General features: G+C 45.4%; 25 protein-coding genes and 1 tRNA gene. 16 read left to right on the top strand and 10 right to left on the bottom strand.

The window, feature by feature from the left end:
- The first annotated feature begins 114 nt into the window (after positions 1-114).
- From trxB to ACESZH_RS03850, 7 genes are all read left to right on the top strand, one after another.
- Positions 115-1,035, top strand: coding sequence for a thioredoxin-disulfide reductase (trxB, locus tag ACESZH_RS03820; protein WP_373212309.1), 921 nt, complete (start codon positions 115-117; stop codon positions 1,033-1,035).
- A 239-nt stretch (positions 1,036-1,274) separates the two neighbouring features.
- Positions 1,275-1,718 (top strand): C40 family peptidase, encoded by a 444-nt coding sequence (locus ACESZH_RS03825; RefSeq protein ID WP_373212307.1) that lies wholly within the window; start codon positions 1,275-1,277, stop codon positions 1,716-1,718.
- Positions 1,719-2,344: 626 nt separating this feature from the next.
- Entirely contained in the window at positions 2,345-3,346 is a 1,002-nt protein-coding gene (locus tag ACESZH_RS03830) for a LacI family DNA-binding transcriptional regulator (protein ID WP_373212304.1), read from the top strand.
- Positions 3,347-3,611: 265 nt separating this feature from the next.
- Complete coding sequence (locus tag ACESZH_RS03835) at positions 3,612-4,922, top strand: sugar ABC transporter substrate-binding protein (protein WP_373212301.1); 1,311 nt, start codon at positions 3,612-3,614, stop codon at positions 4,920-4,922.
- A gap of 190 nt (positions 4,923-5,112) precedes the next feature.
- Positions 5,113-6,012: a carbohydrate ABC transporter permease gene (locus ACESZH_RS03840; RefSeq protein ID WP_373212298.1), complete on the top strand. Its 900-nt coding sequence runs from the start codon at positions 5,113-5,115 to the stop codon at positions 6,010-6,012.
- A gap of 16 nt (positions 6,013-6,028) precedes the next feature.
- The gene (locus ACESZH_RS03845; protein ID WP_373212295.1) at positions 6,029-6,877 is read left to right on the top strand and encodes a carbohydrate ABC transporter permease; all 849 of its coding nucleotides are present in this window, start codon (positions 6,029-6,031) and stop codon (positions 6,875-6,877) included.
- Between the two features lie 7 nt (positions 6,878-6,884).
- Positions 6,885-8,363 (top strand): glycoside hydrolase family 32 protein, encoded by a 1,479-nt coding sequence (locus ACESZH_RS03850; protein WP_373212292.1) that lies wholly within the window; start codon positions 6,885-6,887, stop codon positions 8,361-8,363.
- 69 nt (positions 8,364-8,432) lie between these two features.
- Here the strand turns inward: ACESZH_RS03850 and ACESZH_RS03855 are convergent, their stop codons facing one another.
- Positions 8,433-8,627 carry a DUF6783 domain-containing protein gene (locus ACESZH_RS03855; protein WP_373212809.1) on the bottom strand — a complete coding sequence of 65 codons (195 nt, stop codon included), beginning with the start codon at positions 8,625-8,627 and terminating at the stop codon, positions 8,433-8,435.
- Here ACESZH_RS03855 and ACESZH_RS03860 point away from each other — a divergent pair.
- On the top strand, positions 8,547-8,723 hold the full coding sequence (locus tag ACESZH_RS03860) for a DUF6783 domain-containing protein (protein WP_373212807.1): 177 nt from the start codon (positions 8,547-8,549) through the stop codon (positions 8,721-8,723). The genes ACESZH_RS03855 and ACESZH_RS03860 overlap by 81 nt on opposite strands.
- Here the strand turns inward: ACESZH_RS03860 and ACESZH_RS03865 are convergent.
- Genes ACESZH_RS03865 through ACESZH_RS03905 form a run of 9 tightly spaced genes read right to left on the bottom strand, consistent with a single transcriptional unit; the run spans position 8,701 to position 17,286 of the window.
- Complete coding sequence (locus ACESZH_RS03865) at positions 8,701-9,318, bottom strand: V-type ATP synthase subunit D (RefSeq protein ID WP_373212290.1); 618 nt, start codon at positions 9,316-9,318, stop codon at positions 8,701-8,703. The genes ACESZH_RS03860 and ACESZH_RS03865 overlap by 23 nt on opposite strands.
- A gap of 25 nt (positions 9,319-9,343) precedes the next feature.
- A complete protein-coding gene (locus ACESZH_RS03870; RefSeq protein WP_373212287.1) occupies positions 9,344-10,726 on the bottom strand; it encodes a V-type ATP synthase subunit B in 1,383 nt (460 codons plus the stop codon).
- Between the two features lie 17 nt (positions 10,727-10,743).
- Positions 10,744-12,513: a V-type ATP synthase subunit A gene (locus tag ACESZH_RS03875; protein ID WP_373212286.1), complete on the bottom strand. Its 1,770-nt coding sequence runs from the start codon at positions 12,511-12,513 to the stop codon at positions 10,744-10,746.
- A complete protein-coding gene (locus ACESZH_RS03880; RefSeq protein ID WP_373212285.1) occupies positions 12,506-13,093 on the bottom strand; it encodes a V-type ATP synthase subunit E in 588 nt (195 codons plus the stop codon). The genes ACESZH_RS03875 and ACESZH_RS03880 overlap by 8 nt, the downstream gene beginning before the upstream one ends.
- Before the next feature lie 18 nt (positions 13,094-13,111).
- Complete coding sequence (locus ACESZH_RS03885) at positions 13,112-13,420, bottom strand: V-type ATP synthase subunit F (RefSeq protein ID WP_373212284.1); 309 nt, start codon at positions 13,418-13,420, stop codon at positions 13,112-13,114.
- A gap of 1 nt (position 13,421) precedes the next feature.
- The gene (locus ACESZH_RS03890; RefSeq protein WP_373212282.1) at positions 13,422-13,856 is read right to left on the bottom strand and encodes an ATP synthase subunit C; all 435 of its coding nucleotides are present in this window, start codon (positions 13,854-13,856) and stop codon (positions 13,422-13,424) included.
- 51 nt (positions 13,857-13,907) lie between these two features.
- Positions 13,908-15,881, bottom strand: a complete 1,974-nt coding sequence (locus tag ACESZH_RS03895; RefSeq protein ID WP_373212280.1) for a V-type ATP synthase subunit I — start codon at positions 15,879-15,881, stop codon at positions 13,908-13,910.
- Positions 15,882-15,898: 17 nt separating this feature from the next.
- The gene (locus ACESZH_RS03900) at positions 15,899-16,942 is read right to left on the bottom strand and encodes a V-type ATPase subunit (RefSeq protein ID WP_373212278.1); all 1,044 of its coding nucleotides are present in this window, start codon (positions 16,940-16,942) and stop codon (positions 15,899-15,901) included.
- Positions 16,943-16,977: 35 nt separating this feature from the next.
- Positions 16,978-17,286, bottom strand: a complete 309-nt coding sequence (locus ACESZH_RS03905) for a hypothetical protein (RefSeq protein ID WP_373212275.1) — start codon at positions 17,284-17,286, stop codon at positions 16,978-16,980.
- Positions 17,287-17,613: 327 nt separating this feature from the next.
- On the opposite strand from ACESZH_RS03905, the gene trmB reads away from it, so the two are divergent.
- From trmB to ACESZH_RS03945, 8 genes are all read left to right on the top strand, one after another.
- Positions 17,614-18,267, top strand: a complete 654-nt coding sequence (trmB, locus tag ACESZH_RS03910; RefSeq protein WP_373212272.1) for a tRNA (guanosine(46)-N7)-methyltransferase TrmB — start codon at positions 17,614-17,616, stop codon at positions 18,265-18,267.
- Positions 18,268-18,417: 150 nt separating this feature from the next.
- The gene (locus ACESZH_RS03915; RefSeq protein ID WP_373212269.1) at positions 18,418-18,582 is read left to right on the top strand and encodes a hypothetical protein; all 165 of its coding nucleotides are present in this window, start codon (positions 18,418-18,420) and stop codon (positions 18,580-18,582) included.
- Between the two features lie 90 nt (positions 18,583-18,672).
- Positions 18,673-18,745 (top strand) — tRNA-Lys (locus ACESZH_RS03920).
- Positions 18,746-19,011: 266 nt separating this feature from the next.
- Positions 19,012-19,230 (top strand): hypothetical protein, encoded by a 219-nt coding sequence (locus ACESZH_RS03925; protein WP_373212267.1) that lies wholly within the window; start codon positions 19,012-19,014, stop codon positions 19,228-19,230.
- Positions 19,231-19,372: 142 nt separating this feature from the next.
- On the top strand, positions 19,373-19,702 hold the full coding sequence (locus tag ACESZH_RS03930; protein WP_373212264.1) for a nucleotidyltransferase domain-containing protein: 330 nt from the start codon (positions 19,373-19,375) through the stop codon (positions 19,700-19,702).
- Positions 19,703-19,756: 54 nt separating this feature from the next.
- Positions 19,757-19,984, top strand: a complete 228-nt coding sequence (locus ACESZH_RS03935; protein WP_373212261.1) for a DUF2442 domain-containing protein — start codon at positions 19,757-19,759, stop codon at positions 19,982-19,984.
- A 234-nt stretch (positions 19,985-20,218) separates the two neighbouring features.
- Positions 20,219-20,863, top strand: coding sequence for an HD domain-containing protein (locus ACESZH_RS03940; RefSeq protein ID WP_373212257.1), 645 nt, complete (start codon positions 20,219-20,221; stop codon positions 20,861-20,863).
- A gap of 44 nt (positions 20,864-20,907) precedes the next feature.
- On the top strand, positions 20,908-21,459 hold the full coding sequence (locus tag ACESZH_RS03945) for a GNAT family N-acetyltransferase (RefSeq protein ID WP_373212255.1): 552 nt from the start codon (positions 20,908-20,910) through the stop codon (positions 21,457-21,459).
- The last annotated feature ends 65 nt before the right edge of the window (positions 21,460-21,524 follow it).

The following is a 21,524-nucleotide window of genomic DNA, read 5'->3' on the forward strand; positions in this document are numbered from 1 at the left end:
CCGGTCAAGCGGCTGCGAGTGCGGACCGATCAGCTTTCAGGTATGAGCCGCGTGAAGCGGTCATGCGCAAGACGGCAAAGTTTCATTACGATAGGATTGATAAGGAGAAAAAATATGTCAGAAATATACGATGTAATTATTCTTGGCGCAGGTCCGGCAGGGATTAGTGCTGCCATCTATGCGTCAAGAGCCAGACTGGAAACATTATGGCTGGAAAAGCAGTTTGTGCCGGGCGGACAGATCATAGATACCTACGAGGTGGACAACTATCCGGGGATGCCGGGGATGAGCGGTATGGATTTGGGTGAAGCTATGGGAGAACATGCGAAAAAGCTGGGGATCGAGCCGGTGCGGGAGACCGTACGCTCCATTGAAGACCAGGGAAGTGTCAAGGTAGTCCGCACGAAAAAAAATGAATATCTGGCAAAAACGATCATATATGCCTGCGGGGCAAATCACCGCCATCTGGGAATACCGGGGGAAGAGGAGCTTTCCGGAATGGGTGTGTCCTATTGTGCTACCTGCGACGGAGCATTTTTTAAAGACAGGGTAACCGTTGTGGTAGGCGGAGGAAACGTGGCGGCAGAGGATGCCGTTTTTCTTGCACGCCTTTGTAAGAAGGTATATGTGGTTCACCGCAGAGACCAGCTTCGGGCGGAAAAAGTTCTGCAGGAACAGCTTTTTGAGTGCCGGAATGTAGAGATGGTCTGGAACAGCATACCGTTGGAGATCCAAGGGGAAAGCCAGGTGACCGGGCTTAAGGTACAGAACGTAAAGACAGGTGAGGAACAGGTGCTTGCTGCAGACGGTGTGTTTATTGCAGTGGGTATTACGCCCAATACAGGTCTGTTGAAGGAACTTGTGAAAATGGATGACGGCGGTTATATTGTGGCGGGAGAAGAAGGGATTACCACTGCGCCCGGGATTTTTGCTGCCGGAGATTTGCGGACAAAGGCGCTTCGGCAGGTGGTAACGGCTGTATCCGATGGTGCGAACGCGGTAACATCTGTGCAGCATTACCTGATGGGACGCTAAATTTCAAGAAATATTGTGGATATGCCTGTGCGGGCTGGATTTTCTTTGCGGAAAACCAGCCCGTTGTGCATTTGCGACTAAAAATGTTTTGGGATTTTAGGAAAATCGCTGAAAAATATTTAGAAATTGTGTTTAGCCCGAATTTGACAAAGAAAAACTCCTGTGATAAGATACGAACCTGTTACATGAGCGTAACAAAAATGTAACAAAATTGAGCTTAAAATGAGGAGTATATTATCGTGAGAAAAAAATGGAGTTTGATCATATTAAGTATTAGTTTGCTGCTTGGATTCAACGTGCAGACGACTATGGCGGCAGAGGACACACAGAGACAGGAAATCGTGGATTTTGCTTTGCAGTTTGAGGGAAATCCCTATGTGTATGGAGGCACCAGCCTGACAAATGGCGCAGACTGTTCCGGCTTTGTGATGTCTGTTTTTCGGGAATTCGGCTATGAATTGCCGAGAGTGGCAGGAGAGCAGTATGAGCAGTGTGAAAAGAAAGATATAGCGGATCTGGAGCCGGGCGACCTGGTTTTTTACGGCTCCGGCGGAATCAGCCATGTGGCGCTGTATATCGGGGATGAGCAGATCATCCATGCCAGTACGTCAGCGACAGGGATTAAAATATCTGACTATGATTACCAGCAGCCCGTAGGAGCTGGGTCTTACATTACGGAATAAGAGAGTAGAAACGGAAGCAGATCCTTTGGTATGCTTCCGTTTTTTTATTATTATTACCGGAAGAGGCTGCCAGCGCAGCCGCGCACCGGCGTGATCACATGCCTCGGCACATACTTTCTATACCGATTATGGCAAATTTAGCACTTTGCACAAAGATTGTCGAAGAATGTTGATTGTACCAAAATAAGTACAAAAGTTTTCCACTTTTTTGAGGGTGGGAAAACCCTTGAAAATAGAGTTATACACAAAATTATCCACATTTTCCACATGGACAGGATGTGGAATAGTTGATTTACATAAAAATTGAAAAAACAAATGTTTTGGTGAATTGTCATAAAAGAGGGAAAAAAAGAAAAAATTGGGAATGGTTGTCATAATGCGGGGAATGATGTCAAAGGCAGTCTGCGGTCATATTAGCTACGGAAATGTGCCCGTCGGCAGCGTGAATATGTGGAGAATAACGGAAAAAGTGAAAAATTTTAGTAAGTGGTGATAATTGTAAAAAAATTTTTAGCATGATATAATTATCAGAAGTATATTTACCGTAAGGAACGGTTTCCAGCGGGGGGACACCGGAAATTCGGAAAGCTAAAAGCAAGTTGTAAGAAAGGTATAACATAAGGAGTATGGCAAGTATCAGAGATGTAGCACAGAAAGCCGGAGTGGGTGTAGGGACCGTATCGAGGGTTCTGAATAATACCGGTTATGTTGCTGCAGACACAAAAAAAAGAATTGAGGATGCGATCAGTGAGCTTGAATATACGCCCAATGAACTGGCACGCAACCTTTTCCGCAACCGGACAGGAATCGTGGGGATCCTGATTCCGGATTTGGAGCACCCGTTTTTTTCAAATTTTGTGAGACAGACAGAAGTGGAACTGTATAAACTGGGGTATAAGACCATGGTGTGCAACACGATCGGTATCAGCAACCGGGAAAAAGAGTACCTGGATATGCTGGACAGAAACATGGTGGACGGAATCATTACAGGAGCGCACACGCTGGATGGGGAGGAATATCTAAAAAGAAAGAAAACCATTGTCTCCCTGGACAGGGACTTCGGACCGGAGATACCCATGGTGTGCTCAGATCATTTGTATGGGGGCAAGCTTGCTGCGGAGGTGCTTCTGAAAAACAAGTGCAGAAAAATTTTACATATTACAGGTATTGCACCGGATATGGCGGCAAATGACCGCCATGCTATTTTTGAATCTATTATAAGTGAACACGGCGTAGACGTGGTGGATATGGTAATGGAGTGGAACCGGTTTGACCATGCCTCTTATTGGGAGATCGCCCGGGAGGCAATACGGAAATGCGACGGGATCGACGGGGTATTTGCCGCAGACCAGCCGGCGCTGTATTATATGCACCTGGCAATGGAAGCAGGAAGAAAAGTGCCGGAGGATCTGAAGGTACTGGCCTACGATGGTATGGATGTCACGAAGGTATGCTATCCGGAGGTGACAAGTATCTGCCAGAACATACAGTTTTTGGCGGAAACGTGTGCCAATACGGTGGTAGATTTGATAGAAAACAGGAAACGGGTTCCACATAAACAGATCATTTCTGTGGATTTTCGTCAGGGTCAAAGCACGCTGCCGGTGAATCTGGATGGTAATATATAAAAGAAGCGCCAAGATATAAAAGTAAACAATAGAATATGTAAAAGTGCACAAAACTAAAGCGCAAAAATCAGATAAAATATACATAATTTGATTTCTGCGCTGTTTTTTTGAGAAAATATATTGACAAATCGGAAAAGGCGGTCTATTATAAAGGCAACATATGAAACGGGTTCCACATAATAAGGCGCGGAAAATAAGAGGTAAATTTTTTTAAACCATGTGGAACGGGTTCAATAAAACCACAATATATTAAGGAGGAAACAAAATGAAAAAAAGTGTAAGTTTTGCAATGGCTCTGACGCTTGCTCTTACCGCAGTTCCTGCAACCGTATGGGCAGATGATGAGGTTACCACATTAACGATCTGGAGCCCATCAGACAGAGAGGCCATCGAAGAGTGGTGGACAGAAAAGCTGGCTGAGTGGAATGAGGAGCATCCGGAGATTCAGGTTAGCCGTGAAGCAATTGACCGTTCTGATTCCTATGCTTACGATAATAAGATCGCAACAGCCGTAACTTCCAACGACCTTCCGGATATCTTCTATGTAGATGGACCGCAGGTTTCCTACTATGCAGCGAACGGAATCAGCGTTCCCCTTGACGATTACTTTACAGAGGATGATCTTTCCGATTTCGTACCTTCTACAGTTGCTCAGTGTACATACGACGGACAGCTCTATGCAATTGGCGCTACTGAGTCTTCCGTAGCATTCTTCTATAATAAAGACTACCTGACCGAGTGCGGCGTAGATGTAGAAGATCTTGATTCCCGTACATTAGAGAACCCGATCACCTGGGCAGAAATGGCAGAGATCGCAGAAAAATGTACAACAGATAGCTATGTTGGTACACACATTATCATGGACCACGGCGAAGGTCTTCCATATGCACTGGAGCCGATGTATCTCTCTGCTGGAAAAGACTACATCAGCGAAGACGGTGCTGAGGCAGAAGGATATGTAAACAGCGAGGAGGCTGTTACAACCACTGCATACCTTGCAGATCTGATCGCAAAAGGATATGCAAATATTGACCCGATTGACGATGAGTTCTTAAACGGCGCTTGCGCTACTATGCTTGGCGGTTCCTGGGAAGTAGCTACTCTGGAAGCAAACGCAGATTTTGAGTGGGGTGTGACCTACTATCCTGTAAACGATGATACAAAAGAAGCTGTTTCCCCATGCGGAGACTGGTCTGCAGCAATCAGCAAGGACTGTGAGAACGTAGAAGCAGCAGGCGAATTCCTTCAGTGGCTGATGAGCACTGACAATGTAGCAACCTATGCAGCAGCGATCGCAAAACCGGCAGCACGTTCTTCCGCTTACGACAACGAAGCAATGGCTGATTACAATGACGGCGCACGTGCCCTGTTCGTAGAGCAGCTTGAGAACACTGCAGTTCCGCGTCCCAGAACACCTTCCTATGCAACCTTCTCTTCCGCATATGCAGAGGCAATGACAAACATCCTTTCCGATGCAGCTACCGCAGAAGAAGTTGACACAGATTATGTTCAGTCTGAGCTTGACACTGTAGCAGAAACCTTTACAGAGGATTACGAGACATATTACGCTGAATAAAGGTTACTGACGGAGTGAACAGCAGCGAATAAATCAGGGAGATAACCTGGCCGCATCGCTTTGCGGTGCGGCCTTTCCTATACCTAAAAACGCAGCTTACCCTGCGCAGATGCGTACTATGCACAAGCGAAAGTTAGCTGACAGGGTGCATACTACTTACAGTTTTTATAAAGGAAAAGAGGAAAAAGTTATGGCAAATACAAAAAAACTTTCCGGCCGGAAACGTGACGAAAGAGTTGCTGCATATTTTTTTGTAGCTCCCGCAGTAATTCTTCTGATCGCCTTTCTGGTAGTGCCTATGATATATACCGTATATTTCTCCGGATTTAAATATCAGATCATGAGGCCGGATGTCATTGATTTTATTGGTTTGGATAACTATAAGAAGTTGTTCAGCGACAAAAATTTCTGGATCGCATTAAAGAACACTGTTTACTTTACCGTGATCGTAGTGCCGGTTCAGTGTGCTCTTGCACTCGGCCTTGCACTGCTGGTTTCCAAAAAATTCCGCGGTGTGGCGATTTTCAGAACCATGTACTTCAGCCCGCAGCTGACCTCTATGGTTGTTATTTCCGTACTGTGGTCTGTTCTCTATAATGCAAACCCTAACACTGGTCTGATCAACTCTATCCTGGTAGCTCTGGGTATGAGCCCGATCAAATTCCTGAATGACGCCAATACTGCTATGAATTCTATTATCTTTATGTCAGCATGGCAGGGCGCAGGATATCAGATGATGATCTTCCTTGCCGGCCTTCAGGGAATCCCGAGAGATCAGTATGAGGCAGCTTCCGTAGACGGCGCTACGAAATTTAAACAGTTCCTCTATATTACATTGCCGGGATTGAAAGGAACTATTAAATATGTTATCATGATCACCATGATTCAGGCAATGAAACTGTTCACACAGCCTTACATCATGACACAGGGCGGACCGAAAAACTCTACCAAAACACTTGTATATTACATCTATACGCAAGGTTTTCAGAAGGGTAACTTTGGATATGCCTGCTCAATCGCAGCAGTATTCTTTATCATCGTAGTAGCGATGTCTATGGCTATGAAGAAAGTTACTGCAGCGACAGATTAAGGAAGGATGTGTGATTATGAAAAAATCAATGAAATTCTCAGCGGGACTTTCAAAATTCATGTTTTATTTTGGAAATATAGTCATCGGCATTATCTTTGTATCCCCGCTGATCTGGATGATTTCTGCTTCTCTGAAGCCGGAGGCAAAGATATTTGCCAACATGAATTCCATAACAACATTTCTGCCGGTACAGGCTTCACTGGCTAACTATGCCGAGGTATTTTCCAGATTGAACCTGCCGCAGGTATTTAAAAACACATTGGTGTATATTGCGCTGATCCTGGTATTGGATCTGCTGGTAAACTCCATGTGCGGTTATGCCCTGGCGAAATTTGAGTTCCGCGGAAAAGGAGCGATCCTGAATCTGGTTGTTGCTCTGATGGTACTTCCTATGGAAGCGATCATGCTGCCTCTGTACATTGAAATGTCCCAGCTTGGCTGGGTAAACACATTAGCTGCACTGGTTATCCCGTTTGTGGCAAAATGTTTTTCCATATACATGTTCCGTCAGTTCTTCTACGATATTCCGGATGACCTGATAGAAGCGGCATCCATCGACGGCTGTACGCCGGTGGGAACCTTTTTCAAGATTGTTATGCCGATTTCCAAAACCGTATATGCGACTGTATTTATTCTTGACTTCGTATCTCACTGGAACGACTTTATGTGGCCATTCCTGGTTATGACCGGTGAGGACAAACGTACTATCCAGCTTGCAGTGCAGTCCTTCTTCGGTACACAGCCCGTTCATTACAGTGCCATTATGGCAGCGCTGGTTGTTTCTGCGATCCCGATGATCATAATGTTCGTCTTCATGCAGAAATACTATGTAGAAGGTATTGCATCATCTGGAATTAAGGGGTGATTGTGATATGAACAGTGAAATGCTGCAGAGAGCCTGCAGGTTTGAGGAAGAGCATATGAAGCTGATCAGTCCCGCAGAGCGCCCATGCTATCATTTGACTGGCGGTGTGGGATGGATTAATGATCCAAACGGTTTTTCCTTCTACAAAGGAGATTACCATTTGTTTTATCAGTACCATCCGTATTCGAACGAATGGGGTCCCATGCATTGGGGCCATGTAAGAAGTAAGGACCTTATTACCTGGGAGCGTCTTCCGATCATAATGGCGCCGGATGAAAGCTATGACAACGACGGCTGCTTTTCCGGCAGTGCGCTGGAGCTTGAGGACGGCCGGCATCTGCTGATGTATACAGGTGTAGAGCTGGTAAGGGCTCAGGATGGAAGTGAACGGCGTTTTCAGACGCAGTGTATTGCCATCGGCGATGGAATGAATTATGAAAAATATGCCGAAAATCCGGTTATCGCAGGAAAAGATATTCCGGATGGCGGAAGCAAAGTAGATTTCCGGGATCCCAAGATCTGGCAGGAGGACGGCGTTTTCTATGCGGTAGTGGTCAATGAGGATGCAGAGGGAAACGGCAGAGTTTTACTGTACAGCAGTGAGGACGGATTTCATTGGAACTATTGTAATGTAATAGACGAAAGCAAAGGCAAGCTGGGAAAAATGTGGGAATGCCCTGACTATTTCCCGCTTGACGGAAAGCAAGTGCTCATGGTCAGCCCGATGGGGATGATGCCTGAGGGAGATAAATTCCACGTAGGACACGGTACGATCTATATGGTGGGAAGCTATGACCGCTCTACCCATGAGTTTGTCCGGGAGGATGTACAGCCGATTGACAGGGGGATTGATTTTTATGCCCCCCAGACTATGCTGGCGCCAGACGGAAGACGCATTATGATCGGCTGGATGCAGGCTTGGACAAACAGTAAATTCGTCCCTGACGGCGTGAAATATTTCGGACAGCTTACCGTACCGAGAGAACTGTCTTTGCGGAACGGCAGAATGATCCAGGAGCCGGTGCGCGAACTGGAGAAGTACCGGGGCGAGAGCGTAGGGTACGAGAATGTGTCTGTATCAAATGAGATGAGTCTGGATGGAATAAGCGGCAGAGTTCTGGATATGACCGTCCGGATCCACCCGGAAGAAGAGTGCAGAAAATTCTCTATGAAGGTGGCAAAGAATGAGGAGTATGAAACCTCCATCATCTATGACCCGGAGAAGAGAAGACTTCTGGTAGACAGAAGCGCCTGCGGTTATTCCTACGACATTGTACATAGCAGGGATATCCTTCTGGAGCAGGAGGGCAAAGACTTAAAGCTCCGCCTGCTGATGGACAGATTCAGTCTTGAAATCTTCATCAACGATGGAATCCAGACCGCCAGCTTCACCATTTACACTCCCCAGACTGCCGATCAGATCACCTTCTCCGCAGAAGGCAGAGCGGTAATCAACATCGACAAACACGAATTGTTATTTCCATAAATCATGTCCATAAGTTACTTCCATAAAAAGGTGTCAGCGTTTACCCACGCTGACACCTTTTTTTCCACATCAAAATACATAAAACCAAATCACCCCCCCTCGGCAGGCAGGCGGGGCCAACAGGGGGAGCCAGGAGCGTGTTTGAAAATTCATTCCTGCAATCTGCACTTCCCACTTTGCGGTATATTTGCCCCGCATTCGGTCAGCGTAGCCCGCTACGCCTCCCTCATTTGGGACAAATCTCCCACAAATTGTGAAGCACATCTTGCAGAAAGCAATTTTCAAACACGCTCCCGGGTGCATTCGGCCTTCGCAACTTTGAGATTGCCCCCTCGCATCAACTTTGCTTCATCCTCTTAATAACCTTCAACCGTGTAAACTCTTCACGTTCCTTCTCTTCAAGCGCATTTGAAATATCCTTAGTAAGCGCCTCAAACTTGGGAATCGTAATATTCTTCAGGGCATTTGCTCTTTTCTGCGTCTTTTTAATATTGCTTGCAAGCCTTATAGCGGAATTTTCCACCATGGAAAGCCTTATGGAAAGCTCCTTCACCCTTTCAAACGCTGCTTTCGCCTCATCCAGTGACATTTTCGTATCATAATAAGCATAAGTGGGATTGCCGGCGCTTTTCTCATATTCCACCAGAGGGATTTCCGTTCCCATAACACTTCGCGTCTTGATCCGTATAGAATTCTCAATAGGTACTGTATGAGAAATCTGCTGTACAAAGGCGATCCCCATTTCCATATTGGCTGTCTGGAGCGCTGAATAAGCAGCCCGGAAGGTTTCGTCGATCTGTGCCTGGATATCTTTGGCTTGCTCCACAAGATTCATCATTTCCCGGATCAGAATATTCCGTTTCTTATCCATCAGTTCATATCCCTGACGGGAAAGAGCCAGAGAGTTTTTGGCAAGGATTAAATTCCCTTTGGTGGGAAATGTATTGGGATCCATAAGATCACCTCCCTGTTAAAAATCCTTATCGTTCTGTCTCACGGTAATACTTATCAAGTATCTTCGTATCAACACGGTCAAGCTCATCCTTCGGCAGCATTCCCAGGAGCTCCCAGCCTTTATCCAGGGTTTCCGTAATGCTTCGGTTTTCGCTGTCCGTCTGTCCTACAAATTCCTCCTCAAAGGCTTTGCCGAATTCCAGATACTTTTTATCCAGCGGAGAAAGCTCATCTTCACCGATAACGGAAGCCAGAGCCCTGGCATCTCCCACTTTTGCGTAGCAGGAAAAAAGCTGGTTTGCAACATCCTGATGGTCTTCCCTGGTAAAGCCCTCTCCAATACCATCCTTCATCAGACGGGAAAGAGACGGCAGAACGTTGATAGGCGGATAAACGCCCTGCCCGTGGAGCTGCCGCTCCAATACAATCTGTCCTTCTGTGATATATCCGGTCAAATCGGGGATGGGGTGTGTGATATCATCATTGGGCATTGTCAGAATAGGGATCTGTGTAACGGAACCGGAGCCGTCCCGGACGATTCCGGCGCGCTCATACAGGGTTGCCAGTTCGCTGTACAGGTATCCCGGATAGCCCTTTCTGGAAGGAATTTCGCCCTTGGAGGAGGAAACCTCACGCATAGCCTCGCAGAAAGAGGTAATATCAGTTAAAATGACCAGAATGTGCATCCCTTTTTCAAATGCCAGGTATTCCGCTGCGGTAAGAGCGATCTTAGGAGTCAAAAGACGCTCTACGGTAGGATCATTTGCCAGGTTCAAAAACATGACCACATGATCAGAGGCGCCGCTTTCCTCAAAGGTTCTGCGGAAAAATTCCGCTACATCGTATTTGACGCCCATAGCGGCGAACACAATTGCAAAGTTCTCATCAGAATCCCCCCCAAGGGAAGCCTGACGGACGATCTGTGCGGCCAGCTTATCATGGGGAAGACCGTTTCCTGAGAAAATAGGAAGCTTCTGGCCGCGGATCAGGGTAGTAAGTCCGTCGATCGCGGAAATTCCGGTGTTGATATAGTTTCTGGGATACTCACGGGTGACTGGGTTCAGGGGAAGTCCGTTGATATTCAGGCTTACCTCGGGGGTAATATCTCCAAGCCCGTCAATAGGCTGACCGATGCCGTTAAAGGTACGCCCGAGGATTTCCGTGGAAAGCCCGATTTCCATGGGGTGTCCGGTGAGGCGTGTGTGGGTATTTCCCAGGGACATGCCGTCTGTACCCTCAAAAACCTGAATCACTGCCTTATCTTCATAAATTTCAATGATACGGCCGATTTTTTCTGTTCCGTCATCCATACGGAAATTTACAATCTCCTCATAGGCGGCATTTTTTACACCTTCCAGGACAACAAGGGGGCCGTTTATTTCACTTAAGCCTAAGTATTCAATTGCCATTTTTATCCTCCTTTCTGTCAGCCGTTCTTCTCTAACACATTGTTATAGAAACGGTCAATGTCCTGTCGGTACTGGTCAAACAGCTCCGGCTTATTATTAGGAACATCATATTTAATGGAAATGACCTTCTCAAAGATATTATCCTCCTTCAGTACGGAAACAGGCATTCCGCGGTTTATCAGGGCGCGGGACTTTTCGTACAGGTAGAGGATGGTCTCCATCATCAAAAGCTGCTTTTCCATAGGAACGCAGGTGTCGTCTGGATGGAAGGCATTCTGCTGTAAAAAGCCAAGACGGATGACTCTTGCGATTTCCAGAGTCAGCTTCTGGTCATCGGGAAGAACATCGCTTCCGATCAGCTTTACAATTTCCATAAGCGAGCTTTCCTGGTTCAGGATCGCCATAAGCTGGTTTCTGCAGGAAATAAACTTCGGTGAAACGTTGTCACGGTACCAGGGGCTTAAATCCTCCAGATATTCGCTGTAGCTGGTGAGCCAGTGGATTGCCGGGAAGTGCCGCGCGTAAGCCAGGGATTTATCAAGTCCCCAGAAGCAGCGCACGAAACGCTTTGTATTCTGGGTAACAGGCTCGGAAAAATCGCCGCCCTGGGGAGAAACGGCACCGATAATGGTGACAGAGCCTTCTGTTCCGTTTAAATTCTGCATCATTCCGGCTCTCTCGTAAAAGGCGGAAAGCTTGGATGCCAGATATGCAGGGAAGCCTTCCTCTGCAGGCATTTCTTCCAGGCGTCCGGACAGCTCACGCAGGGCCTCAGCCCAACGGGAGGTGGAATCCGCCATGATCGCCACATCATAGCCCATATCCCGGTAATATTCTGCCAGGGTAACACCTGTATAAATAGATGCCTCACGCGCTGCCACAGGCATGTTGGAGGTATTGGCGATCAGGGTGGTTCTGTCCATCAGAGGGTTGCCTGATCTGGGGTCGATCAGCTTGCCGAAATCCTCCAGAACCTGTGTCATTTCATTGCCTCGTTCTCCGCAGCCGATATAAATGATAATGTCGGCATTGGACCATTTTGCAATGGAGTGCTGGGTCATGGTTTTTCCGGTACCGAAACCGCCTGGGATGGCTGCAGTGCCGCCCTTTGCGATCGGGAAAAGCGTATCCAGGATACGCTGTCCGGTTACAAGAGGGACACATGCCGGAAAACGTTTGTAGGTGGGTCTGGGAATACGGATCGGCCATTTCTGGGCCAGGGCGATATCCTGTTCGCTGCCGTCAGCCAGACGTACTGTAATGATTGGATCAAGGACGGTATAGGAACCGTCGGGAACCGCTTTGATAACCGTTGCCTCGGGGATGGAGGGAGGAACCATGGATTTGTGAAGGATGGAGGCAGTTTCCTGTGTTTCTGCGATGATCGTTCCTGCCAAAACCGTATCTCCCTCTTTTACGGTGACATGTACCTGCCATTTTTTCTGCGTGTCCAGGGAATCTACGCTGACACCTCTGGAAATATATTTTCCGGAGGATTTTGCAATTTCATCCAGGGGACGCTGGATACCGTCAAAAATGTTGTGGATGATGCCGGGTCCAAGAAGAACGGAAATGGCATCGCCTGTTCCTGTTACGGTGTCGCCCGGCTTTAAGCCTGTGGTTTCCTCAAATACCTGGATCGTGGTCATGCCTTTTTTCAGGCCGATGACCTCGCCTACCAGTTTTTCAGAGCCCACATAGACCATCTCGGAAATCTTGAAGCCCGGGTCGCCTTTCAGAGAAATGACAGGTCCGTTGATGCCGTAGATAATACCTGTTTTATTCATGACACAGACCTCCGTCAAATTTGAATTCTTTGTGCAGTCTCTGATAAGCTCCCATAAAGGAATTGTCGATCAGAATGTTTTTGTCTGGAATAGCCGCCTTGATCCCTCCAAAGAAAGGCTCTGCGGATATCTGTACGGGCAATCCGGTTTTTGCGGTTACAGAGTGCTGATGGGCGGAATCTTCGGGGGAAAGGTAGATAAAAATTTCATCCTCTCCGGCAAAGGCTGCGGCTTCCTGGACTTTACGGCAAAGATAGCTTTCATACTCCGGTGTGCTCATAAATTTATCCAGATGATCCTTCACCTCAGCAAAAAGCTTATCCTTCAGCTCATTTTGTTTTGCATTCCAGCTTCGTTTCAGTGTAAGCTGCCGGGCAGAAAGCGCTTTGTTGACCTCGCGCTTTGCATTTTCTGTTTCTGCATTGATCTCCGCCTGTGCATCCTGTGTTCTGGCTTTTTTATGTTCAGAAAGCATTTCATTGAGTTTGTTCTGGTGGGCTTCAAGCTCCTTGGAAGCCTGGTTTCTGGCTTCTTCCACAGAAGTATCATAGAAATGCTGAAGTTTTTCTTCAATTGTCATATGATCTACCTCCAGCGGCTATAGTTTCAGTCCTATTGCCTCGTTTACGTATGATGTGATGAAATCCGGTTTTCGGCCAGTACCGTGCCTGTCAGGGATTTCGATGATAAGGGGCGTTTTATGGTTCAATTTTACATCGTCCACGATCCGGGGAAACTGTCTCCCGAATTTTTCGGTCAGAAGAATGATTCCGATATCCTTGTTGGAAATGGCTTTTTCCAGAGCTTCCCTCAGTTCGTCGGGTTCATGGACGACAACGCCTTCCACACCGGCCAGTCGCATCCCTGTGTAAGTATCGATATTGTCGCTTATCAAAAACATTTGCATATTACAGTTTACCTATGATCATGAAGGAGATGATCAGACCGTAAAGGGCAACACCTTCGGCCAGACCTACGAAGATCAGAGATTTACCAAGGATGCTCTGATCCTCACTGATGGCTCCAAGAGCTGCGCTTGCCGCACTGGCTACGGCAATACCGCCGCCGATACAGGAAAGTCCGGTAACAAGAGCTGCGGCAATATAGCCAAGCCCTGTAGCAAGACCTCCGTCTGCTGTGCCTGTAGCTGCCTGTACAGAAGCGCTTCCGGCAAACATGACTGCTACGGCGATCAACATGGTTCCGAAAAAGAAGAATGCGTTGACTCCAATGGCTGTTTTGTAACGGCCTCTGCTTTTTTCCCCAATGAGATAATATCCGAAGGGAAGAACGATACTGAATACCAGGGCTGCTGCTAATACAATTTGTGTCATGACTGTCATAATAATGACCTCCTCTTATAAAAATTTTTTACGGTTTTTAACTTTTTAACTTCAGTCCGCAGTGGAGCGAAAAGGCTCGAATTTTCTTCCGCTTCCTTTATAGAAACGGCTGAAAATCTCATAATATTCCAGACGAAGCACCTGAATGCCTACGATCAGTCCCTCCAGGCAGCAGACGAACAGGTTGCCGAGGACAATGACGATCCAGTTAGGGCTTCCGTTCTCCGCACCTGCCAGCATGAGAACGACCTGCATCATGGCTGCGTGGCTGACTGCAAATGCTCCGATACGGACAAAGGATAAGGTGTTGGAAAAATAGCTCAAAATCACTTCAAACATTTCGAAAAGACCCTGGACAATAAACATTCCGATGCCGCCGTCCACAAGCCTGGGCTTCTTTTCTGCCAGATTTGTGAGAGGCTCCTTTAAGAACATCACAAGGAGGGGCAGGAGGAACATGATGCAGAGAACTGCGGTTCCAGGAAGCTTTTTGCCTGATACGAACAGTGCGATGACCAGTACGGCGGAGCCGTAAAATACAAGTCCCGCAACAGAGTTGGTGTCGAACCAGGTTTTTTCGATATCCTTGGATCTCAGGGAATTGACAATGTTGAAAAGCATACATATAAGAATGATTCCCATTCCAAATCCGATCGCTACGATAAATACCGTATTCAGTTTTCCTACAAAGGGCACATTCATCATGGCATTCATAGGCCGGAGCCAAATGGGCTTCAGGATATCCTCAAAGCCGAAGAAGCTGCCGAACATGAAACCGAAGAAGGTGGAAAAGATACCGGCACAGCTTATGATCCCTGCCAGATCCAGGTGTTTGAACTTATACAGCAGCAGACCGCCCAGAAACAGTACCAATCCCTGCCCTACATCTCCGAACATGGCGCCGAAGATAAAGGAATACGTGATCGCCACGAACCATGTGGGGTCCATCTCGCCGTAAGCGGGAAGACCGTACATTTTGGTATACATTTCAAATGGCTTGAACAGCTTTGGATTTTTCAGTTTGGTTGGCGGCTGCTTTTTGATATCCTCCGTGTTTTCTTCCACAAGGCAGAAGATGCGGGAATCATTGGAGATATCTTCCTGAAAGGACGCCGCATCCTTCTCTGTCATCCATCCGCATAGAATGTAAAAGGTTTCTTTTCCGGAAATCGAGCTGTCCTTCATGATTTCTCCCGTCTGATTGTTCGGCCCTTGCGTACAGGCGGCAAGCCTTCGAACATCAAAATTTCTGGAAAACTGGGAAAGGGTGGTTCGTGCGGAAACGATATTTCCTGCATTTTCCGTCAAAAATTTTTTCCAGGATTTTCTGTTGTCCTGAAGACGTTTGGCATTTTGCTGAAACTGTTCTTCCAGTTTGGCGTAAGCTTCCTGCCCTGTTCCATCATACTGGTCGGGGACGTATATTTTTTCAAAGTGCATGGCTGCATAGACGGCATGGATCTTTTCCGCTTCATGCCGGGGTACGAAATAGATACCCCATATATACCGCTCATCCTCGTCGCATTTGATAAAAATCGTATCGAGATTTTCGTAAATATATTTTTTGAAATTCTCGAAGTATTCTTTTTCAATGCGTCCGAAGCGGTAATGGATGCAGCGCATTTTCAGGATAGAGGAAAGGTCATAATCCACGCTTTTAAAGGGGCGTATAATGCGCATGGACTCCTCCAGGGAAGCCTGACGCTCTTCCAGATTTTTGTATTCCTCTGCAATCTGTCTGGCTTCTTTGTCGATCAGCCGGACAAGGGAAAGCGCCTTTTCAATGGTAAGGCTTTTCCTGGGAACCTGTGCCGGTTCTTCAATCTCCTCATAGTAGCCGCTTATGGTGTTTAGGGCGTCTCTGTAAGGATTGATTTCCAAATACGGTGAGAGATTTTTGACAGTGGTCAGCTCGGAAAGGGCATTTTCCAAATGAATCTCATATCGGCAAAGGTAAGTGTTTACCACTCTGTCGATATCCGCTTTTGGCCCGGTAATGCTCACAAATTTCATTTTTTCAATCACGTTGTTACCTCCGGGTGTTAATTGTTGCGAATATACCGCATTGCTGCCTCTGGGTTTACTCCGTAGCGCACACATTCCAGGGCGATAGTCAGGCGGTTTACTTCATGTTCTTTATGATAAAGATAGGAATAGAGAACAGCCACGGAGTAAGGGTCGTTTCGGGCTTCCTTCTCCAGAATATCCCGGAGGATACAACGATAGAACTCCTCCAGGGTAGCTGCGGTAAGCTGCTCGTATTTTTGTCCGTAATAGGTACGGTCAAAAATCTGCCTGAACTCTTCGTGAGAGGAAGCTTCCGCAAGGGCTGTAATTTCTTCCTTTTTTATTTTATAGTTCATAGGTATTAGCTGGTTGTATATGGCAGCCGGTTCCATGCGGTAATAGAATTTGGAGCGCTGGATAAACTGCAAATTCAGCATGTCGAATTTCTCGCCGTACGCCTTGGTGATCTCATCCAGGTCATTGCCCTTGAAAAGCTTCTTTCGCACATTCCAGATCTGTGTAAAATAATACAGATCCAGCGCTGTTCCATAATCAAAAAGAAGCCCTCCGCCCCGTTCATGAGCTCTGGAAAGCGGAACATAGAATTCATTGCCTTTCAGGGCATTCATGAATTCATCCATATTTCCTGCAGCAGTCAGCCGACTGAGATCCAGCCTGGAATGATGCAGGAAAAAATCCTGATAAGGGCTGACATCAACAGGGTCCGTGTCACGATGATCAAAAAGGTTTGTCATGATGGCTTTGAGAACCCGGATTTCATATCGCTTGGAATACAGCTCCAGAAATTTGCGCTGCTCCTGATCAGCAAAGTGATAAATGCGGGAAAAATTCCCAAACACAGAGCTTTTCAGAAGCTTCTCGATTTCCCCTCTGTGCAGGTTATTCTCATCAAGGGATGACCATGCCTGAGAGTATTCGGGAGTTTTTTTCAGGTAGGCTGCAACCTGTGGAACATTTGGCAGCCGGACGATCTCCTGAAGCTGCTCTTCTGTAATAAGGCGGCTCTGCATGGCTCGTATTTTTGCAGAGATCCCGCTGTAAGAGAGAACACTTCCCATTTCGAATCACTTCCTTTCCGTTGTGTAGTTGAACCTTATTCCAATATTTTTTCAAAAATTTCTTTGGAAAGGCGTTGGTGATTTTTTTCGTAATAGGAATCGAGAGCCTGGATCGAAGCCTCTGTTTCTTTACTCAGGGATGAGAGCAGGTCATTTTTTTCGCTTTCCAGATTGCGTCGGATTTCTCCGATCTTCCGGTCTGTTTCTTCTGCCAGGGCAGCGTCAAACTCTTTGCATTGTTTTTCCATTTCCTCAGAGAGAGCCTTTTTTTGCCTGTCAGTATCCTCCATGATAACCCTTGCTGATGTCTCGATTTCTGATAGCTTGCTGATAATCTGTTCCATTAGTAACCTCCTTTTTAAGAAGTTATGATCGTTGTTCAGATAACCTGCTAAATGGTGTCCGGACAACGGAATATTTTTTAAAGGGAAGTATAATCACCTGTACATAAAATGTAAAACGTATATTTGATATGAATGTCATATATTTTTTGTATGAATATAGAAATTGGAAGGGGCTATAACGTGGAAAATTTCTGTTATTTTCAGGATTCGTATAGAAAGATTCAGTTGCAGGAAAACGTCAAAACAGGTATAGTGTTATATTATATAAAAAACCGCAGCAAAAGTTGACGGCTGTGTGCTGCGGCTGAAAGCGATATGGAGGATATTATGAGACTGAGAAATATTCCTGGGGCAAAGGATGCGATCATAGACAGTCCTTATGTAATTCAGGAGCCGGAGTCAAAGAAAGGGTGCTGGGCTTCGCTTTTTCCAAAGAGGCAGCCTCTTCATATAGAAGTGGGTATGGGAAAGGGACGTTTCCTTATGGATATGGCGCGCATTCATCCGGATATTAATTATGTGGGGATTGAGATGTATGACAGTGTTCTTCTGCGCGCACTGCAAAAGATGGAGGAGCTGGAACGGGAGGGACAAGGACTGCCCAATCTGGTTTTTATGCGTATGGATGCCAGGCTATTGCCGGAGGTGTTTGAACAGGAAGAGGTTGGTAAGATTTATCTGAATTTTTCCGATCCGTGGCCGAAGGCTCGCCATGCCAAGAGGAGACTTACATCGCGGGAATTTCTAGTGCGTTACGACAAGATCCTGGAAAAGAACGGCGTTGTGGAGTTTAAAACAGACAATAGGGATCTGTTTGAGTTTTCGCTGGAGGAAGTACCCGAGGCAGGATGGACTTTGGTGGCACATACTTTTGACCTGCATAATAATGAGGAAATGATGCAGGGGAATGTGATGACGGAGTATGAGGAGAAATTTTCCTCTATGGGAAATCCTATCTGCAAAATGGTAATCAGGCGCTAAAATATAGCCAGGGGCAGGGCTTATCCGGAGTTGTCCGGCAGATGCCGGCCTGGAAAAACATTTCAGGCAGCAGGCGCAAAGGCTTGTGGTGCTGCATAGGATAGAATAAAAATCTGGTGCCGGAGGCCGTGCCTCCGGGGAGACTGCCCTATGAAAAGAAATAACAGCCTGAAACGAAAAATGACCCAATTCAGTTACGACCACAGAGAACTGGACAACCAGCTTATGCGCATCCGCAAATCCACGGGCGAAGTGTCAAAGCTGCTCGATAAAATGGTTCCAAAAGACAAAGAAGAAAAAAATGAAGAAAAATGAAAAAAATATAAAATTTCTCTTGACTTTTATATAATCCATGATATATAATAGCTTTTGCGTTAAGGAAATGAAAACAAAAGATAACGCTAAGCGCCTTTAGCTCAGTTGGTAGAGCACCTGACTCTTAATCAGGGTGTCCAGGGTTCGAGCCCCTGAAGGCGCATTGAAAGTACTGTTTTTGCGGACAACATGATTGCCGTGGGGACGGTGCTTTTTTTGTGCGTTTGCAAGGGTTTGCGGACTTTTGGAAATTGTAACTGTCCTGGGCGGAAAGTAGAGAGGACGTGACGGATCGCGGAAGTTTGGGCGCGAAACTCGGCGAGAGGGAAATAAAAAGTAAGAGTATGACCATTAGCTGGCTGTGAAATACTGGCGGCTATTTTGTTTTTTTAAGGGAAATGAAATTTATATTATGATTGTGATGCCGTTATGAACAGTCATAAGGTTATCGGATTAATTCTAAAGGAGGTTATGCGGTGGATAGTATACTCAAAAATATTTGTGAAGGGATATTACGCCCGGGTGACAGATTTAAGCCTGTTCTGGAAAGATATAGGAAAAAGCAAGGAGAAGAGTCTAAAAAGAATCAAGCTTTCCTGGAAAAGTTATTGGATGAGGCTTGGTGGAAAATGGAAAGGAATGTCTTAATCTAAGGTGACAACCTTTTGTGTATTTCTGCATGTTCAGAGATAATTTCGGGTGAGAAATTATACTGTTAGTAAATGAAAAGGTATGGTATAATTTATAAAAAGGCATAGTAGTAGAGTCTGGAGAGGAGGTTAGATTTACCATGGAAATTTCTGATTTATTAAAAATATACGCCGGAAAACTTAGGAAGATATTTACTGGACATTTAAAGAAAGTGATTTTATACGGTTCCTATGCAAGAGGGGATTTTAATGAATTTTCTGATATTGATATAATGGTATTGACGGATTATTCGGAGGATGAAATTAGAAGAATCACATCTGCTGTAGCTGATTTATCATTCGATATGGAAATGGACTATGGTATTCGCTTCTCTCCTGTTATAGAAAATGAAGATCATTTTACTAAGTGGGTAAAGTATCTTCCGTATTACAGGAATGTATCAGAGGAAGGGGTGACTGTAAATGGATGACATATTAAAAGAATTTATTGCGGAGAGCCGGGAGAATCAATACGCATATCGTCTGTGAAACCGCTTGATGATATGATGATGCTGATTACTTTTTCAACAGGGGAAACCCGGTTATTCGATGCAAGGGTATTAAAAGGAAAAGTCTTTGAACCATTGAAGGATGAAAAGGTTTTTAAAAATGTTGTTGTAGAATACGGGGTCGTTACCTGGATGAATGGCGATATTGATTGTGCACCAGAATATATGTATAAAAATAGTTATGAATACACAGTGGTATCGTAAGAGGCATTATCCTAATGATTAGGGATGATGCGCATTGATAAACATTGACTAATATGTACAAAGTTTAAGCAAAAGCATCCCAGCGCGGTTTTGGTCAATTCCATGACTCTTAATCAGGGCGTCCAGGGTTCGGGCCCTGAAGGCGCACTGGAAAGTACTGTTTTTGCGGGCAATGCGATTTCCGCGGGGACGGTGCTTTTTTGTGTTGTTGGGTTTTGAATGGAAAGGAGGCCTATGGATACAGGGATTATCAATGCTGCGATTGAATTTGTGAAACAGATATTTGAAAACGATTATAGCGGTCATGATTATTTTCATACGCTCAGAGTTTACAAAATGGCAACCGATATAGCGGTTCAGGAAAACGCAGATCTGCTGGTTGTTCAATTGGCAGCTTTATTACATGATGTAGATGATAGAAAGTTATCACCAGAAACATACACACATAAAAATAAGGCAGTGACCTTTTTGAGAGCGCATAATGCTGATGAAGAATTAATAGAAGAGATATGTAATATTATCAGTGAAATTTCATTCCGGGGATCGGATTCTGTTGTACCTGAAACGATAGAAGGTAAGTGTGTTCAAGATGCGGACCGGCTTGATGCCATAGGTGCAATCGGAATCGCGCGGGCTTTCTCATACGGAGGAAATCATAACCGAGTAATTCATGACCCCGATATTAGCCCTGTTCTGAATATGAACGGAGAAGAGTACTATAATCATGTTTCAACTACAATTAACCATTTTTATGAGAAATTATTTTCAATCGGAGATAGAATGAACACCTTCACAGCAAAAAAGATAGCAAAGCACAGAGAAAAATATATGCGGGAGTTTATTTCGGAATTCCTGGATGAATGGGACGGAATGCGGTAGGATAAAGCTTTAGTATAGAAATATGGAATGGAAATGGTGTGGATATGCTATATAAAGAGGAAAAGTTTATTGGAAAAAACGGCAGTCAATACATTCTAAAAAGCCCGGAAATTTCAGACGCTGAAAAAGTCATCCACTATCTGAAAACATCTGCACAGGAAACGGAATATGGCATAAGTTATCCGGAAGAAATGGACTTTAGTATTAAAGATGAGGAGGACTTTATCACCCGTTTCGCAGATGATAAAAAGAGCATTATGATTTCTGTTTTTGAAGGAGATACACTGGTCGGAGGTGCAAGCTTAACAAGTGTTCTGGATAAAAGGAAAACCAGACATAGAGCTACTTTTGGGATCGCAATGCTGAAATCAGCATGGGGACAGGGACTGGGTTATAAAATTCTGTCGGAATTGATTGCATTTGCAAAAAAAGCAGGATATGAGCAAATTGAACTGGAAGTTGTATCAAGCAATCTACCTGCCATCAACCTTTATAAAAAATTAGGATTTGTTGTGTATGGAGAAAGACCGCGTTCTTTTAAATTGAAAAATGGAAATTATAGCGATGAATTACTTATGGTGTTAGCATTGAAATGAGGAGTCAGATTTTATACGATAGTATAATGCTACCCAGATAAAGAGGCATTTATAGGAGTGATCAC

It is taken from the genome of Ruminococcus sp. 5_1_39BFAA, from assembly GCF_964240875.1.
Taxonomy (GTDB): Bacteria; Bacillota; Clostridia; order Lachnospirales; family Lachnospiraceae; genus Blautia_A.

Bases quoted from the DNA above. Each gene is read 5' to 3' on its own strand.
- trxB (WP_373212309.1), top strand. From the start codon at position 115: ATGTCAGAAATATACGATGTAATTATTCTTGGCGCAGGTCCGGCAGGG.
- ACESZH_RS03830 (WP_373212304.1), top strand. From the start codon at position 2,345: ATGGCAAGTATCAGAGATGTAGCACAGAAAGCCGGAGTGGGTGTAGGG.
- ACESZH_RS03835 (WP_373212301.1), top strand. From the start codon at position 3,612: ATGAAAAAAAGTGTAAGTTTTGCAATGGCTCTGACGCTTGCTCTTACC.
- ACESZH_RS03840 (WP_373212298.1), top strand. From the start codon at position 5,113: ATGGCAAATACAAAAAAACTTTCCGGCCGGAAACGTGACGAAAGAGTT.
- ACESZH_RS03845 (WP_373212295.1), top strand. From the start codon at position 6,029: ATGAAAAAATCAATGAAATTCTCAGCGGGACTTTCAAAATTCATGTTT.
- ACESZH_RS03850 (WP_373212292.1), top strand. From the start codon at position 6,885: ATGAACAGTGAAATGCTGCAGAGAGCCTGCAGGTTTGAGGAAGAGCAT.
- ACESZH_RS03855 (WP_373212809.1), bottom strand. From the start codon at position 8,627: ATGTGCTTCACAATTTGTGGGAGATTTGTCCCAAATGAGGGAGGCGTA.
- ACESZH_RS03865 (WP_373212290.1), bottom strand. From the start codon at position 9,318: ATGGATCCCAATACATTTCCCACCAAAGGGAATTTAATCCTTGCCAAA.
- ACESZH_RS03870 (WP_373212287.1), bottom strand. From the start codon at position 10,726: ATGGCAATTGAATACTTAGGCTTAAGTGAAATAAACGGCCCCCTTGTT.
- ACESZH_RS03875 (WP_373212286.1), bottom strand. From the start codon at position 12,513: ATGAATAAAACAGGTATTATCTACGGCATCAACGGACCTGTCATTTCT.
- ACESZH_RS03880 (WP_373212285.1), bottom strand. From the start codon at position 13,093: ATGACAATTGAAGAAAAACTTCAGCATTTCTATGATACTTCTGTGGAA.
- ACESZH_RS03885 (WP_373212284.1), bottom strand. From the start codon at position 13,420: ATGCAAATGTTTTTGATAAGCGACAATATCGATACTTACACAGGGATG.
- ACESZH_RS03890 (WP_373212282.1), bottom strand. From the start codon at position 13,856: ATGACAGTCATGACACAAATTGTATTAGCAGCAGCCCTGGTATTCAGT.
- ACESZH_RS03900 (WP_373212278.1), bottom strand. From the start codon at position 16,942: ATGGGAAGTGTTCTCTCTTACAGCGGGATCTCTGCAAAAATACGAGCC.
- ACESZH_RS03905 (WP_373212275.1), bottom strand. From the start codon at position 17,286: ATGGAACAGATTATCAGCAAGCTATCAGAAATCGAGACATCAGCAAGG.
- trmB (WP_373212272.1), top strand. From the start codon at position 17,614: ATGAGACTGAGAAATATTCCTGGGGCAAAGGATGCGATCATAGACAGT.
- ACESZH_RS03915 (WP_373212269.1), top strand. From the start codon at position 18,418: ATGAAAAGAAATAACAGCCTGAAACGAAAAATGACCCAATTCAGTTAC.
- ACESZH_RS03925 (WP_373212267.1), top strand. From the start codon at position 19,012: ATGAACAGTCATAAGGTTATCGGATTAATTCTAAAGGAGGTTATGCGG.
- ACESZH_RS03930 (WP_373212264.1), top strand. From the start codon at position 19,373: ATGGAAATTTCTGATTTATTAAAAATATACGCCGGAAAACTTAGGAAG.
- ACESZH_RS03940 (WP_373212257.1), top strand. From the start codon at position 20,219: ATGGATACAGGGATTATCAATGCTGCGATTGAATTTGTGAAACAGATA.
- ACESZH_RS03945 (WP_373212255.1), top strand. From the start codon at position 20,908: ATGCTATATAAAGAGGAAAAGTTTATTGGAAAAAACGGCAGTCAATAC.